Source organism: Microbacterium sp. 4R-513 (assembly GCF_011046485.1).
In the GTDB taxonomy this organism is placed as follows: domain Bacteria; phylum Actinomycetota; class Actinomycetes; order Actinomycetales; family Microbacteriaceae; genus Microbacterium.
This window is the reverse complement of sequence record NZ_CP049256.1, coordinates 520,662-537,659: the sequence shown is the minus strand read 5'-3', so window position 1 is coordinate 537,659 and position 16,998 is coordinate 520,662. Positions and strand designations below refer to the sequence as shown.

Here is a 16,998-nt window from a genome sequence, read left to right as displayed (position 1 = left end):
TCAGCGACCGGATCACAACATAAGGAATCTGAAACATGTCGATCTTCCTTGACAAGAACTCCAAGGTCATCGTCCAGGGCATCACGGGCGGCGAGGGCACGAAGCACACCGCGCTCATGCTGAAGGCGGGCACGCAGGTCGTCGGCGGCGTCAACGCGCGCAAGGCGGGCACGACGGTCCTCCACACCGACAAGGACGGCGCGGGCGTCGAGCTCCCCGTCTTCGGGTCGGTCGCCGAGGCCATCGAGAAGACGGGTGCCGACGTGTCGATCGCCTTCGTCCCGGCCGCCTTCACGAAGGCCGCGATGATCGAGGCCATCGACGCCGAGATCCCGCTCCTCGTCGTCATCACCGAAGGCGTCCCGGTCGGCGACACGGCCGAGGCGTGGGCGTACGCGAAGTCGAAGGGCAACAAGACCCGGATCATCGGGCCGAACTGCCCGGGCATCATCACGCCCGACGAGGCGCTCGTCGGCATCACCCCGGCGAACATCACCGGCAAGGGTCCGATCGGCCTCGTGTCGAAGTCCGGAACGCTTACATACCAAATGATGTATGAACTGCGTGACCTGGGCTTTTCCACCGCAATCGGCATCGGTGGCGACCCGATCATCGGCACGACGCACATCGATGCGCTCGAGGCATTCGAAGCCGATCCCGAGACGAAGGCGATCGTCATGATCGGCGAGATCGGCGGCGACGCCGAGGAGCGCGCGGCCGACTTCATCAAGGCCAACGTGACCAAGCCGGTCGTCGGCTACGTCGCCGGCTTCACGGCTCCCGAGGGCAAGACGATGGGCCACGCCGGCGCCATCGTGTCGGGCTCGGCGGGCACCGCTCAGGCGAAGAAGGAGGCCCTCGAGGCCGCCGGTGTCAAGGTGGGCAAGACCCCCTCCGAGACCGCTGCGCTCATGCGCGAGATCGTCGAGTCGCTCTAAGCGACAAGCGCTTTCCCGCCTCGCATGAGGCGGCCGGAGATGCACCCTCACCGCTTCGCGGGAGGGTGCATTTCTCGTCTCCGGATGCCGCGGCCGAGGGGGCCGTGTGACATGTGGTGCTTGTGCGCTGGGTGTGACGCGGTCTAGCATCCGATTCGAGTGTCGATGGTGGGCAATGTCTTCGGCACGGGGGATGGGGATCTCTAGTACGAACGCGCCTGGGCGAAGGGAGCCCTGTGGCACGGAGAACCCCCGTCATTGGGGTACGCCGACGCCGCCGGAACGACACACCGGTGTCGTTCGTCGACCCCTCCCGCGGCCCCCCGCCGCCCGAAGGCGGGCTTCGCCGCCCTCGTGAGCTTCGTGCTGGTGATCGGCCAACTGACCTGGGGAATTCCCCCCGCGCTCGCCGCGCCACACGCCGTCCCGCAGAGCACGACCGCGACGGTTCCCGTCCCGCAGTCCGGTCTGCCGGCCGTGGCCCCGGAGGAGGAGCCGACGGTCCCGGAGCTGCCCCCGGACTCGCTCGTCGAGGTGCCCGTGGCGCCGCCCGCCGAGCAGCCGGCGCCCGCCCCTGCGCCGCGCACGACGACCAAGATCACGATGACGGTCATCGTCCCGCCGACGCCCGCGCCGAGCCCGTCGCCGACCTCGCCGTTCGGGCCGAACTGCGTGCAGACCACGACCGGCGGGACGCCCGGAACGTCCACCGGCACGAGCTCCTCGACGACGAGCACGAGCAGCACGAGCCTCACGTGCGGCCCCGGCACGGTGAACCCCGGATCGATCGGGACGAACCCGAACCCGGCGCCCACGCCGCCGCCCGTCCCGACGCCCACGCCGACCCCGACTCCGACGCCCGCGCCGACGCCGACCCCCACTCCGCAGCCGGTTCCCACGCCGACCCCGACGCAGCCCGCGCCCGACCCGACGGGCCAGCCGACGGCGTCTGGACGGGTCGTCGGCATGCCCGCCATGCTGTCGGTCCGGCCGTTCTCCGCCGAGGAGGACGCGGCCCCCGCCGACGCCGGTGACCAGGGCCAGAGCAGCGGCGCCGACCAGGCGGTCGTTCCGCCCGTCGAGGAGCCCGCGCCCGTCGAGCAGCCCCCGGCTCCTCAGCAGACCGAGGCGCCCGCGCCCGCCCCCCAGCAGACCGAGGCCCCCGCCGACGAGCCTGCGGCTCCCGCCGCCCCGGCCGATGCGACGACGCCGGCGGCCGAGGCACCCGCGACGACCCAGCCGGCCGACGCGGCTCCCGCCGCTCCCGCCCCGTGGGCCGTGTCCGCAGCGGGCGACGTGACGGTCAGCCGCGACGGCGACGACCTCGTGGTCGTGGCCGACGGTGTGGAGACGCGGCGGGCCGCGGCATCCGTCACCGCACTGAGCATCTCGGCGGGCGGGCGCGTCTCGCTCCCCGCGTGGCTGGGCATCGCGGTCACCGTCACGAACGCCGCGACCCTCGCGGTCGCCGGCTCGGGACTCACGTGGACGACGGACGGCCACGGCGCCGGATCGGTTGCAGGCATCGCGTACTCGAACGTCTCGACGCTCGTCGGACTCGGCGGCGGGCACCGTCTCGCCGGGCCCGGCGCCGATGCCACGTGGACCGTCACAGGCTCGGGCTCGGGCGTCGTCGCGGGCCAGGGTTTCGCCGGCTTCAGCACCCTCGTTGGCTCGGCCGGGAACCGCGACACGTTCGTCGTCACCGGCAGCGGCAGCATCGCCGCCGTCGAGGGCGGGGCGGGCGGCTACGACACGCTGACCGTCCTCGGCGACGGCGGCGCCGTCGTCTCGCGGGCGAGCGGGCCGCAGTCCGGCACGATCGCCGCGGGTGCCCGGACGATCGCGTACTCGGGCCTCGAGCCCGTCGATCTCGGTGCGCAGAACGCGCCCGTCACGATCGCCACCAACGACGTCGACGGCGAGACCGTCGAGGTGCTCGCCGACCCCACGATCCTCGGGCAGCTGCTCATCCGCAGCAGCGACGGCACCTTCGAGCAGCACAGCGTGCTGCCGCTCGTGAGCCTCACGGTGCGGACGGTCGGCAAGGGAGCGACGATCCGCATCATCGGCGTCCTGACCTTCCTCGGTGTGACCTTCCTCTTCGAGGCGAGCCGCATCATCATGGACCCGGGTTCGCAGCTGAACGCCGGCACGGGCGACGTGACCCTGGCGGCGACGAGCTCGTCGACCGACTCGACGCCCGCCGAGGCTCTCGTGCAGCTGACGGATGCCGCGATCACCGCGCGCAACATCACGCTGACGGCGACGGCCGACAGCACCGCGAACCCCGGGGCGACCGTCGGGCTCGCGAACGGATCGAGCACGGCGTCGGCCGGAGTCCGGCTCGCGGGTGCGAGCAGCCTCACGGCATCCGGCGACGTGCGGCTCGCATCGAAGTCGACCGCGAACCTCGTGACCGAGTCGACGGGGACGGGAGCGGATGCCTCTGTCGACGCCGCCGTCGCGCACGCCACGATCGACAACACCGCCGAGACGACGGTGACGGATGCCTCGCGCATCGCCGCAGCCGGAACGCTGACGCTCGCCGCGACCACCGCGACGACCGCGACGACGAACGCCGATGCGACGGCCGCGACGGCCGGTGCCGGCATCGCGACGACCGACGCGACCATCCGCACGAACGTCCTCGTCGCGACGACGGCGCCCCAGGGTCTGACGGCCGGCGGAGCGATCTCGCTGCTGGCGGACTCGACCCACACCCTCTCGACGCAGGCGCTCGCGAGCCCGGGCGGCTCGACCGCGAACGGCACCTCGCCGAGCACGTCGACCTCCACGGCTTCGCAGCCCGGCGGATTCGCGCAGGCTCCCGGCGGATCGATCGGCGTGGCCGGCGCCCTCGCGTTCTCGCACCTCGACCAGCAGACGGCCGCGACCCTCGCCGGGTCGGGACCCGTCGTGGTGTCGGCCGGCGGCACGGGACTCTCGGTCGCCGCGGTCTCGTCGGGGAGCGCCGACGCGAAGGCGGATGCCGGCGCCGTCGGCGGCTCGGCCGCCGGAGTCGGCGTCGCCGTGTCGGTCAACGTCGCCGACTCGACGACGACCGCCCGCGTCGCCGGCACAACGCTCGCCGGCCCCCGCGTCGAGGTGCGGGCGACGGCGGCACCGCGCAATGCCGGCGACGTCAACGCCTACCGGTCCGAGTCGATCTCGGGCGCAGGCGGCGCATCGTCGGTCGGAGCGGCCGGTTCCCTCGCCGTGACCGTCGCCGGGTTCCGCACGCGAGCCGCTCTGGACGGCGCGGCGACGGTGACCAGCGGCTCGACCGACTTCGCCTTCGACGCCCGGTCCGACCACGCGGTCGCCACGATCGCGAGCCCCGGCACGCAGGCCGGAGCGACGACCGGCATCGGTGCGACGGTCGCGACGAGCATCGTCAACGACACGACGGTCGCCGAGATCGCCGACGGCGCGACGCTCGCGGGAGCCCACGACGTCTCGCTCTCCGCCGCGACGACCTCGCCGGCGACGACCCAGGCGACGGGAGGCGTGGCTTCGGATGCCGCGATCTCGGGGGTCCTCGGACTCACCATCTCGAACGTCTCCACGCGTGCTCGCCTCGGCGCCGGCACCCCGCTCACGATCACCGGGTCCTACCGTTCAGAGGCGCAGCAGTCGGCCCCCGTCACGACGACCGCAACCGGCAATGTCGACGCCGAAGGCGGGGCAGCGGTCGGCGCCGTCGTCGCCCTCACCTTCGCCGACCACTCGGTCGCGTCGGAGCTCGCGCGCGACCTCACGGCGCTCGGCACCGTGACCCTCCTCGCGACGGGTGCGAGCCTCGCCTCGTCGGCCGCGACGTCGTCGGCGACCGGCGCGCCGGGCCAGGGCGGCCAGGCGACGCCTGCCGCGCAGGCGGCCGACGCACGCGGGTATGCCGACGGCATCGCCCCCGTGACCGGGGCGGCCGGGAACGGGTCCGGCGGCACCGGCTCGACGCCGATCCCGACACCCGCGACGCCGCAGGGCACGGTCTCGGTCGCCGCCGCGCTCGCCCTCACCATCCAGCACGCGTCGGCCGACGTCTCGGTCGACGGGATCGCCATCGTGGCGCAGGGCGTCGAGCTGAAGAGTGCCGAGAACGCGACGGCATCCTCGACGGCGAGCGGCGCACCGTCCTCGCGCGGACCCCCGAGCGGCACCACGATCGCAGCGGCCGTCGCGATCACATTGGCGGACGTCGTCGTCCGCGCCGAGGTCGGCCCCTCGGCCACAATTTCCACACAGCACCTCACCCTCTCCGCAGGCACCGCGCCCCTCGATGCGAACGGCGCCGCGGACGGGCAGCACGACTTCTCGGCCACCGCCACCGGCGGTGCCGGGACGGGCGGAGACCTCGGCATCGCCGGGTCGGTCGCCATCTCGCTGGTCCAGCTCGAGGCGATCGCCTCGCTGGCCGGCACCGCGATCCTCACCGGGCCGACCCCGGACGTCGCGATCTCGGCGTCGTCGGCCGCGAGCAACACCGCTTCGGCGCTGTTGAGCTCGGATGGCGCGGCGCTCCCGACCACGGGCGTCGGCGCAGCCTTCGCCCTCGCGAGCACCGACCACACGACGTCGGCCTCGCTCGCCGCGACCGGCGCGGTCGCCGGCGCGCGCGACCTGCGCGTCGAGGCGACCTCGACCGACACGACCACCTCGGACGCACACGGTGCGGCACGGGCGACGGGTACCGCGATCGCCCCGTTCACCGCGGTCACGCTGGCCCACGTCCGGACCACGGCCGCGATCGCCGCCGGCGCGCCGACGACCGTGACGGGCGCCCTCACCATCGCGGCGACCCAGCGCACGACCGCGTCCAGCGAGGCCCGCGCCGCGACGGGGACGACTTCGGGCACCGCCGTCGGCTTGGGTCTCGCGCTCACGATCGCCGACCCCGCCGTGAGCGCGACGCTGGGTCGCAGCGTCACGACCTCGGGTGCCGCGACGATCTCGGCGACTGGCATCAGCGCCGCAACCTCGACAGCCGAGGCATCGGCGGCGGGCGCCCCCGAGAACGCCGGCGCGGGCGGCAGCGCAGGGTCGGGAGTCGACACCGCCGTGCAGGGCGCGCGCGACACAGCCGGACAGATCGCCGGCGACGCAGGGGGCAGCGGCGCGACGGGTGCGGCGACGCCGAGCGCCTCTTCCTCCCAGGGCGGGGTGGATGCCGCGGCCGCCGTCGCGGTGACGATCGCGACCGCGGGGGTCGAGGCATCCGTCGCCGCAGGCGCAAGCCTCATCGCGGGCGCCGCCGTCACGATCATCGCGAGCGCCAATCACGACGCCGCCTCCTCGGCGGACGGCTCGGCGTCGCAGGGAACGGATGCGACCATCGGCGCCGCCGTCGCCATCACGCTGGCCACGTTCTCGACGCGCGCCACCGTCGCCGCCGGGGCGACGGTGCAGACGGCGGCGACGCTCACGCTCGCGGCCGGGGTCGCCGTCGAGGGATCCGACGAGACATCCAGCGTCTCGGCACGGGCGGTCGCGGGCGCGGGCGGAGGCAGGTTGTCTGTCGCCGGGTCGCTCGCGCTCGCGATCGCGAACCAGGCGGCGCTCGCAGCGCTCGACGGCTCGGCGACGGCGCAGGCCGTCACGGTGTCGGCCACGAGCGCGCTCTCGTCCGAGGTCCGCGCGCTCCCGCACGACGACGGCGCCGCCTCCACCGACGTGGGAGTCGGGGCATCCATCGCCCTGAACCTCGTGACAGATGCGACCACGGCCCGAGCCGCAGATGGCGCGACGATCGCCGCCGGTGCGCTCACCGTGACAGCCGCCGCCACCTCGTCCGCGACGACGGAAGCGCGCATGGGGGCGAAGGGAGGCGATGTCGGCGTGACGCCCGTCGTCGCCGTGACGACCTCCTCCGTCGCCACCACCGCGTCCGTCGGCGGCGGTGCTGCGCTGAGCCTCACGGGTGCGCTCGCGATCTCTGCGACGCAGCGCGCTTCGGCCGCGACCACCGCTTCGGCGCAGGCGATCGGCGCCGCCGACGCCGGGATCGGCCTGGCGCTCGCCCTGACGATCGCCGACCATGCCACCCTCGCCACGCTCGGCCGCAGCGTCGTCGCCGCGAGCGTCGAGCTGCGGGCGACCGGCATCTCGGCTTCGACCGCCACGTCCAGCGCCTCGGCGGCGGGTGCTCCCGAGAACTCGGGAGCCGGCGGGGCCGGCGGCTCGGGCGTCGACGACGCCGTCGCCGCCGAGCGCAGCCACGCATCCGACACGGTCACCGCCAACGGCGGCGCCGGGGCGAGCGGCTCGGCCGCCACCCCGAGTGCCTCGTCGTCTCAGGGCGGCGTCAACGCCGCCGCGTCCGTCGCCGTGACGCTCGCGACGGCGCACACGCGGGCGACCTTGGCCGACGGCGTCGCCGTGACGGCCGGGACGGGGACGATCGCCGCGGCATCCAACGTCGACGCCGCGTCGGCCGCGGACGGCTCGGCGTCGCAGGGAGCCGACGCCACGATCGGCGCCGCGGTCGCCCTGACCCTCGCGAACGTCGTGACGGAGGCGATCGTGCCGGCCGCGGCATCCGTCCACGCGACGACGCTCGCGCTCACCGCCGGGACCGCCGACGAGGCCGGGGACTCGACGTCGACCTTCGGCGCACGGTCGACCGCCGGCGCGGGCGGCGGCAAGGTCTCGGTCGCCGGCTCGCTGGCGATCGGCATCGTCAACGCCACGACGCGGGCGCTGCTCTCCGGGCCGGCCACGATCGACGGCTCGGCGACGGTAGGCGCGACGAGCGACGTGGCCACGACGGTCTCGGCGCTGCCCGCCGGCGAAGGCGTCACCGATGCGGGCGACTTCGGGTTCGGGGCATCCGTCGCCCTCGCGATCATCACCGACCGCACGACAGCCGACGTCTCGGGCGGTGCATCGGGCGCGGGCTCGCTCACGGTCGCCGCAACGGCCCGCGATCTCGTCACGGTGGAAGCGCGCATGGGCGCCGCGGGCGGAGACGTCGCCCTTTCGCCGGCCGTGGCAGTCGCGCTCTCGACCGTGGCCACGCTCGCGCAGGTGGGCTCCGCGGCCCCGCTCGTGCTCGGCGGAGCGCTCTCGGTCACCGCGACGCAGCGCGCGGTCTCGTCGGCAACGGCCTCGTCCGACACGAAGGCGGCGGGTGACGCCGGCGTCGGCGTCGGCCTCGCGCTGGGCATCTCGACGCACAGCGTCACCGCCCGTCTGGCCGGCACCGTCACCGCCGGCTCCATCGACCTCCGTGCGTCGGGAATCTCGCACACGACCGCTGCGGCGTCGGCATCGGCGTCGGGCGCTCCCGAGAACGCGGGCGCCGGCGGCGGATCGGGCGACGGCGTCGACCAAGCCGTGCTCGGCGAGCGCGACCACGCCGATGCGACGGCGGCCGCGAACGGCGGCACCGGATCGGGCGGCGCGACACCGCCGAGCGCATCCAGCTCGCAGGGCGGCGTCAACGCCGCCGCGGCCGTCGCCCTGAGCCTGGTGACCGTCAGCGTGCGGGCGGTCGTCGACGCCGGTGCGGTCGTCACGACGACGGGTGCCCTGACGATCTCGAGCACCGCCAACACCGACGCGAGCTCGACGGCCGACGGATCGGCATCACAGGGAGCCGACGCGACGATCGGCGCCGCCGTCGCTCTCACGCTGGCGCGGGTGACCAATGAGGCCGTCGTCGCGGCGGGCGCTGCGGTCACCGCCGCGAGCCTCACGATCGAGGCCGGTGTGACCGAGGATGCGGGCGACACCACCTCGACGATCGGCGCTCAGTCGACCGCCGGCGCGGGCGGCGGCAAGGTCTCGGTCGCCGGCTCGCTCGCGATCGCCGTCGTCACGCACACCGTGCGGGCAGCCCTCGACGGCACCGCCGCGCTCTCGGGGGCGCTCGCGATCAGCGCGACGAGCGCCATCGCCTCGACGGTGAAGGCGCTGCCGGCCGGCGAGGGCGTCACCGACGCCGGCGACTTCGGGTTCGGGGCATCCGTCGCCCTCAACCTGCTCACCGACCGCACGCTCGCCGAGCTCCTCGGGGCGGCGAGCGGAGCTACCGGCGCGTCGATCACCGCGACGGCGGCGGATGCCGCGACCACCGAGGCGCGCATGGGTGCGGCGGGCGGCGACGTCGCCCTCGCGCCGGCGGTCGCCGTCACGCTGTCGAACGTCACGACGACGGCGCGGGTCGGTGCGGGTGCGGTGCTCACGACGACGGGCCTCCTCGCGGTGTCGTCCTCGCAGCGCGCCACGGTCACGACGACCGCTTCGTCCGACACGAAGGCCGCCTCCGACGCCGCCGTCGGCATCGGGCTCGCGCTCTCCATCGCGAACCACACCGTGACATCCGAGCTCCTGCGCAGCGCGACGGCCGGCTCGGTCGAGCTCCGGAGCTCCAGCATCGCGAAGTCGGCGTCGACCGCGTCGGCCTCAGCGGCGGGTGCGCCCGAGAACAGCGGCGCGGGCGGTGGGTCGGGGAACGGCGTCGACCAGGCCGTCACCGCCGAACGGGATCACGCCGGCAGCGCCTCGGCCGCGAGCGGCGGCGAGGGTGCGGGCGGGGCGACGCCGCCCAAGGCGGAATCGTCCCAGGGCGGCGTGAACGCGGCGGCGGCGGTCGCCATCACGCTCTCGACGGTCCGCTCCGAGACGGTGCTCGGCGCCGCCATCACGATCGCGGCGACAGGAATCGTGACTCTCGCGGCGGCGGCGAACACGGATGCCTCGACCACGGCCGACGGGTCCGCCTCGCAGGGTGCCGATGCGACCATCGGCGCCGCTGTCGCGATCACTCTCGCGAACGTGACCAACCGGGCGACCGTCCCGGCCGGCGTCACGATCAACGCGCACGACCTGGCGATCTCTGCGACCGTCGCCGACGACGCAGGGGACGTCGCGGCGGCGGTCGCGGCGCAGTCGACCGCAGGCGCCGGCGGCGGCAAGGTGTCGGTCGCGGGGTCGTTCGCGCTCGCGGTCGTGAACCACACCACGCTCGCCTCGATCGCCGGCACGGTCGTCCTCGCCGGCGGCGCGGCGACCGTCACCGCCGGCAGCTCCGTCACGAGCACCGTCAAGGCCCTGCCCGCCGGCGAGGGGGTGACGGATGCCGGCGACTTCGGGTTCGGGGCATCCGTAGCGCTCAACCTCCTCACGGACAGGACGACGGCCGAACTCGCCGGCGACGTCACCGGAGGAGCGCTCTCGGTCGTCGCGACCGCCGTCGACGCCGCCGTCACCGAAGCGCGGATGGGCGCTGCGGGCGGAGACGTCGCCCTCGCGCCGGCCGTGGCCGTCACGCTCTCGAACGTCACGACGACCGCGCGGGTCGGAGCCGGCGGCATCCTGACGATCACCGGCGCGCTCTCGCTGAGCGCGACGCAGAAGTCCGCGATCACCACGACCGCCTCGTCCGACACGAAGGGCGCCGCGGATGCCGCCGTCGGCATCGGGCTCGCGCTGTCGATCGCGAACCACGTCGTGACGGCCGAGCTGCTGCGCAGCGCCTCGGCCGCCTCGGTCGCGCTCAGCACCTCGAGCATCTCGAAGACCTCTTCCGCAGCCTCCGCCTCGGCCGCCGGGGCTCCTGAGAACAGCGCGGGCGGCGGTTCGGGCACGGGCGTCGACCAGGCGGTGACGGCGGAGCGCGACCACGCGAGCAGCGCCTCGACCGCGAACGGCGGCGAGGGTGCAGGCTCCGCGACGACGCCGAAGGCCGAGTCGTCGCAGGGCGGCGTCAACGCGGCGGCGGCCATCGCCATCGCGCTCTCGACGGTCCGCTCCGAGACGGTGCTCGGCGCCGGCATCTCGGTGGCCGCCACGGGCGCCGTGACGCTGGCGGCGTCGGCCAACGCGGATGCCTCGACCACCGCCGACGGCTCGGCATCGCAGGGGGCCGACGCGACGATCGGCGCCGCGGTCGCCATCACCCTCGCTGAGCTGACGAACCGAGCCGTCGTGCCGGCCGGAGTCACCGTCGCCGGTCAGTCCGTCTCGCTCACCGCCACGACGGCCGACGACGCGGGAGACGTCACCTCGACGATCGGCGCGCAGTCCACCTCGGGCGCGGGCGGCGGCAAGGTCTCGGTCGCGGGATCCTTCGCGCTCGCCGTCGTGAACCACACGAACCGCGCCGCGATCGACGGCGTCGTCACGGCGGCGGCAGCCACCGTCACGGCGACGAGTGCCGTGTCGAGCACCGTCAAGGCGCTGCCCGCCGGCGAGGGCGTCACCGATGCCGGCGACTTCGGATTCGGGGCATCCGTCGCCCTCAACCTCATCACCGACCGCACGCTCGCCGAAGTCACCGGGGCGGTCGGTCCCGGATCGCTCGCGCTCTCCGCGACGGCGACGGATGCCGCGACGACCGAGGCGCGGATGGGTGCCGCCGGCGGAGACGTCGCGCTGGCCCCCGCGGTCGCGGTGACGCTGAGCAACGTCACGACGACCGCGCGGATCGCCGCGGGCGCAGCTCTGACCCTCAGCGGTGCGCTGAGCCTTTCGGCGACGCAGCGCGCGGCGGTCACGACGACGGCGTCGTCCGACACGAAGGGCGCCTCCGACGCGGCGGTCGGCATCGGCCTCGCCCTCTCGATCGCGAACCACACCGTCACGGCCGAACTGCTGCGCAGCGCGACCGCGGGCTCCGTCGCCCTCTCGACCTCGAGCATCTCGAAGGCCGCGTCGAGTGCCTCCGCCTCGGCGGCCGGGGCTCCGGAGAACAGCGGCGCGGGCGGAGGCTCGGGGAGCGGGGTCGACCAGACCGTCCTCGCCGAGCGCGACCACGCCGGCGCTGCCTCGACGGCGAACGGCGGCGAGGGCGCGGGCAGTGCGACGCCGCCGAAGGCCGAGTCGTCGCAGGGTGGCGTCAACGTCGCCGCAGCCGTCGCGATCACCCTCTCGACGGTCCGGTCCGAGACCGTGCTCGGGACCGGCATCAGCGTCTCGGCGGCGGGCACGGTGAGCCTCGCCGCGGCCGCGAACACCGATGCGGCGACGACGGCGGACGGTTCCGCGTCCCAGGGGGCCGACGCGACGATCGGCGCCGCCGTCGCCATCACCCTCGCCAACGTCACCAACCGTGCGACCGTGCCTGTGGGGGTCACGATCACGGCGCACGACCTGACGGTGTCCGCGACCGTCGCCGCTGACGCGGGGGACGTCACGGCGACGGTCGCGGCGCAGGCGACATCCGGCGCCGGGGGCGGCAAGGTCTCCGTCGCCGGGTCGTTCGCGCTCGCCGTCGTGAACCACGCGACGACGGCCGGCGTGCTCGGTGCCGTCGTCCTGACGGGCGGCGATCTCACCGCCACAGCCACGAGCTCCGTCGCGACCACCGTCAAGGCGCTTCCCGCGGGCGAAGGAGTGACGGATGCCGGTGACTTCGGGTTCGGGGCATCCGTCGCGCTCGCCCTGCTCACCGACAAGACGATCGCCGACCTCTCCGGCACCGTCTCGGGTGCTCGTGACATCCGTCTCACCGCCACCGCGACGGACGCGGCGATCGTCGAGGCGCGCATGGGTGCGGCCGGCGGCGACGTGGCCCTGGCACCGGCCATCGCGGTCACACTCAGCAACGTCACGACGACCGCTCGCGTCGGCGCCGGCGGCAGCCTCTCGCTCAGCGGGGTCCTCGCGCTGTCGGCCGCGCAGAAGGCGACGGTCACCACGACCGCCTCGTCCGACACGAAGGCCGCCTCGGATGCCGCGATCGGCGTGAGCCTGGGCCTCTCGATCGCGAACCACACGGCGACGGCCGAGCTCGTCCGCACGACCATCGCCGGTTCGGTGGACCTGAGGGCCTCGACCATCTCGGAGGCGGCGTCGAGCGCCTCGGCCTCGGCGGCGGGTGCCCCCGAGAACAGCTCCGGCGGCGGATCGGGCAGCGGCGTCGACCAGACCGTGCTCGCCGAGCGGGCCCACGCGAGCAGCGCCTCCACAGCCAACGGCGGCGACGGTGCGGGCTCTGCGACGCCACCGAAGGCCGAGTCGTCGCAGGGCGGCGTCAACGTCGCCGCAGCGGTCGCGATCACCCTCTCGACGGTCCGGTCCGAGACCGTGCTCGGCGCCGGCATCAGCGTCACGGCGGCCGGCAGCGTCAGCCTCGCGGCCGCCGCCAACACCGACTCCTCGACGACGGCAGACGGATCCGCCTCGCAGGGCGCCGACGCCACCATCGGCGCCGCCGTCGCCATCACCCTCGCGAACGTCACGAACCGCGCCGTCGTCCCGGCCGGCGTCACGATCACCGCCCACGACCTCGCGCTCTCGGCCACCGTGGCGCACGACGCGGCCGACCCGACAGACGTGACCTCGACGATCGGCGCGCAGTCCACGTCGGGCGCCGGCGGCGGCAAGGTCTCCGTCGCAGGCTCGTTCGCCCTCGCGGTCGTCGTCCACGCCACCCTCGCGGGCATCGAGGGCACCGTCGTCCTCACAGGCGGCGATGCGACCCTGACCGCCGATAGCGCGGTCGCCTCGACGGTCAAGGCGCTGCCGGCGGGTGAGGGCGTCACGGCGACGGGCGACCTGGGGCTCGGGGCATCCGTCGCCCTCAACCTCCTCACCGACACCACGACGGCGTCGACCGCCGACGGAGTCAGCCTGACCGGTGCGCGCAACCTCTCGCTGGTCGCCTCGGCGCAGGACACCGCCGTCACCGAAGCACGCATGGGCGCGAAGGACGGCGACGTCGCCCTCGCCCCGGCCGTCGCGATCACGCTCTCGACCGTCACGACCCGGACCGCCATCGGCTCGGGCCTCCTCTCGCTCGCCGGCAGCCTCGCGATGACGGCCACCCAAGTGGCCAAGGCGACGACGACCGCATCGTCCACGACCCTGGATGCGACGGATGCCGCGATCGGCGTCGGGCTCGCGCTCACCGTCGCGAACCACACCGTGACATCGGAACTCGGCCGCAACACGACGGCGGGCGCCGATGTCGCCCTCCGGGCCATCGGCATCTCGGAGGCCTCGTCGACAGCCGCGGCCTCGGCCGCGGGAGCGCCCGAGAACAGCGCCGACTCGGGCGACGCGGGCAACCCCGGCGGTGGGTCCGGCACGGGTGTCAACGACCTCGCCCAGGCCGAGCGCGATCACGCCGACGCGGTGTCGACGAGCAACGGCGGTGCGGCCTCGGGCAGCACGGCGGCACCGGAGGCCTCGTCGAGCGGCGGCCCCGTCAACGTCGCCGCCGCGATCGCCATCACCCTCTCGTTCGTCCGCTCGCAGGCGCTCGTGGCTCCGGCCGTCACCTCCATCACGGCCGGCGGCGCGGTGACCCTCGCCGCGAGCGCAAACACCGACTCGGCGTCTTCTGCCGACGGCTCGGCGGCGGGTTCCGGCGATGCCACGATCGGCGCCGCCGTCGCGATCACGTACGCCGACGTGGACAACCTCGCGATCGTCCCCGCGACGCTCACGATCACCGCGCACGACCTCACCGTCTCGGCCACCGTCACGCCCGAGGGCGCCGACACGGTCGCCACGATGGGCGCGCAGTCGGTCTCGGGCGCCGGCGGCGGCAAGATCTCGGTCGCAGGGTCGTTCGCCCTCGCCCTCGTGCTCCACACGACGCGCGCCGCGATCGAAGGCACGGTGGTCCTGACCGGCGGGGACGCGATCCTCACCGCCGCGAGCAGCGTCGCGAGCACCGTGAAGGCGCTGCCTCAGGGCGACGGCGTGGTCTCGAGCGGCGACGCGGGCGTCGGAGCATCCGTCGCGCTCAACCTCGTGACCGACAAGACGAGCGCCGAGATCGCCGACGGGGTGTCGCTCACCGGCGCGCGCAATGTGACGCTCACGGCAACGGCGCTCGACGACGCCGAGACCGAGGCCCGCATGGGCGCGAAGGGCGGCAAGGTGGCCCTCGCGCCGGCCGTCGCCATCACGCTGTCGAACGTCACGACGTGGACGCGCATCGGCACGGGCATCCTGACCGTGACGGGCAGCCTCACGATGACGGCGACGCAGAAGGCGGTCGCCGACACGACGGCGGCGTCCGCCACGCTGGATGCGACGGATGCCGCGATCGGCGTCGCTCTCGCGCTCGCGCTCGCGAACCATACCGTGACCTCGACGCTCGCGCGCAACGTCACCGCCGGGGTCGACGTGAGCCTCGGCGCCTCGAGCATCTCGGTTTCCAGCGCGATGGCCTCTGCCTCGGCCGCCGGCGCTCCCGAGAACGATGACTCCGGCGACCCGGCCAACCCCGGCGGCGGGGCCGGCACCGGTGTCGACCAGCTCGCGCAGGGCGAGCGCACCCACGCATCTTCGGTCTCCCAGGCCGGCGGCGGCGACGGAGACGGGGCGGGACAGGCGAATCCGAGCGCCGAGACCGATGCGGGACCCGTCAGCGTCGCCGCCGCCGTGGGCATCGCGATCGCGACCGTCCGCGCGGAGACCGTCGTCACGCCGGCCGTCACGGCCATCGTCGCCGGCGGTCGGGTGACCCTCGCCGCAAGCGCAAACACGGACGCCCGCTCGGGGGGCGACGGATCGGCGGCCGGTGAGGGCGACGCGACGATCGGCGCCGGCGTCGCACTGACCTCCTCGACCACGACGAACCGCGCCACGGTGCCTGCGACCCTCACCGTCACGGCGCACGATGTGACGGTCCGCGCCACCGTCACCCCCGACGGCGCCGACACGACGGCCACCTTCGGGGCCGCCGCGTCGTCGGGGGCGGCGGGCGGCAACGTGTCGGTCGCAGGATCGGTCGCCATCGCCCTCGTGACGACGGACACCACGGCCGCGGTCTACGGAACACTCGTGCTGACGGGCGGCGACGTCACGCTCGAGGCCGCGAGCAGCGTCGCCGGCACCGTCACGGCTCTGCCCGTGGGTGACGGCGCCGCGGGCTCCGGTGATGCGGGTGTCGGGGCCTCCTTCGCCCTCACCCTCGACACGCACCGCACGACCGCGCTCATCGCCGACGAAGTCCCGCTCACGGGCGCCCGGAACGTGACGCTCACCGCGACCGCGACGGATGCCACGACGACCGAGGCGCGGATGGGCGCGAAGGGCGGCGGCGTCGCCGTGGCCCCCGCGATCGCCCTCGTCCTCTCCAACGTGACGACGATCGCCCGCCTCGGCACGGGGGTGCTCGTCACGACCGGGAACGTCGCGATCACCGCGACGCAGCACGCCTCCGCCGACAACACCGCGACCGCGGCGGCGATCGCGACGGATGACGCGGCCATCGGCGTCGGCTTCGCCCTCACGATCGCGAACCACACCGTGACCGCCGCGCTCGGCCGCAACACGACGGCGGGCGGCGATGTCACGCTCGGCGCCTCCAGCTGGTCGAAGTCGAGCGCTCGGGCGGCCGCGTCGGCCGCCGGTGCGCCCGACGACAGCGACGGAGACCCGTCGCACCAGGGGGGCCAGTCCGGAAACGGCGTCGACCAGCAGGCCAAGGGCGGCCGCGACCACCTCGACGGCGTCGCGGGCGAGCGCGGCGTCCAGGGCACGGGCGGCACCGCCACGCCGAGCGCCGAGACGAGCTCGGGCCCCGTGAACGTCGCCGCCGCGATCGGCATCGACATCGCGACGGTCCGCGCCCTCACGATCATCGAGCCGCAGGTGGCGTCGGTCATCGCGGGCGGCACGCTCACGCTCCGCTCATCGCAGAACACGGATGCCGCGTCCGGCGGCGACGGATCGTCCTCGCGCGGCGGCGACGCGGCCATCGGTGCCGGCATCGCGATCACCGTCGCCGACGTCGTCAACCGGTCCGTCGTCCCGGCGACGGTCGAGGTGCACGCGCAGGCGCTGACGGTCTCGGCCGTCATCACGCAGGACGGCGCGGACGGGACCTCGACGGTCAGCGCCATCGCCTCCTCGGGCGCCGGCGGCGGCGATGTGTCCGTGGCCGGCTCGGTCGCCCTCGGCTTCTCGACCTTCGACACGCTCGCCGCCGTCTCGGGCACGGTCGTGCTGACCGGCGGCGCCGCCGTCCTCACGGCCGCCAACGACGTGGACACGACCGTCAAGGCGCTCGCCGCGGGCGACGGCGTGGTGTCGTCGGGCGACGCGGGGGTCGGGGCATCCTTCGCCCTCGCGCTCGTCACGGATGACGTGCACGCCC

At 74.7% G+C, this 16,998-nt stretch carries 2 protein-coding genes (1 of these 2 cut by a window edge); both read left to right on the top strand.

Translation table 11 applies throughout. The features are described 5' to 3' along the window. The first annotated feature begins 35 nt into the window (after nucleotides 1-35). Nucleotides 36-938, top strand: coding sequence for a succinate--CoA ligase subunit alpha (sucD, locus tag G5T42_RS02320; protein WP_165124907.1), 903 nt, complete (start codon nucleotides 36-38; stop codon nucleotides 936-938). A 354-nt stretch (nucleotides 939-1,292) separates the two neighbouring features. Continuing rightward, on the top strand, nucleotides 1,293-16,998 hold the 5' portion of the coding sequence (locus tag G5T42_RS02310; RefSeq protein ID WP_206535794.1) for a hypothetical protein. Its footprint extends 14,612 nt past the window's final position; the window shows 15,706 of its 30,318 coding nt (coding positions 1-15,706); its start codon is at nucleotides 1,293-1,295; the stop codon falls past the right edge of the window.

Excerpts from the sequence above, each read along its gene's own strand:
- sucD (WP_165124907.1), top strand. The coding sequence starts at position 36 with ATGTCGATCTTCCTTGACAAGAACTCCAAGGTCATCGTCCAGGGCATC.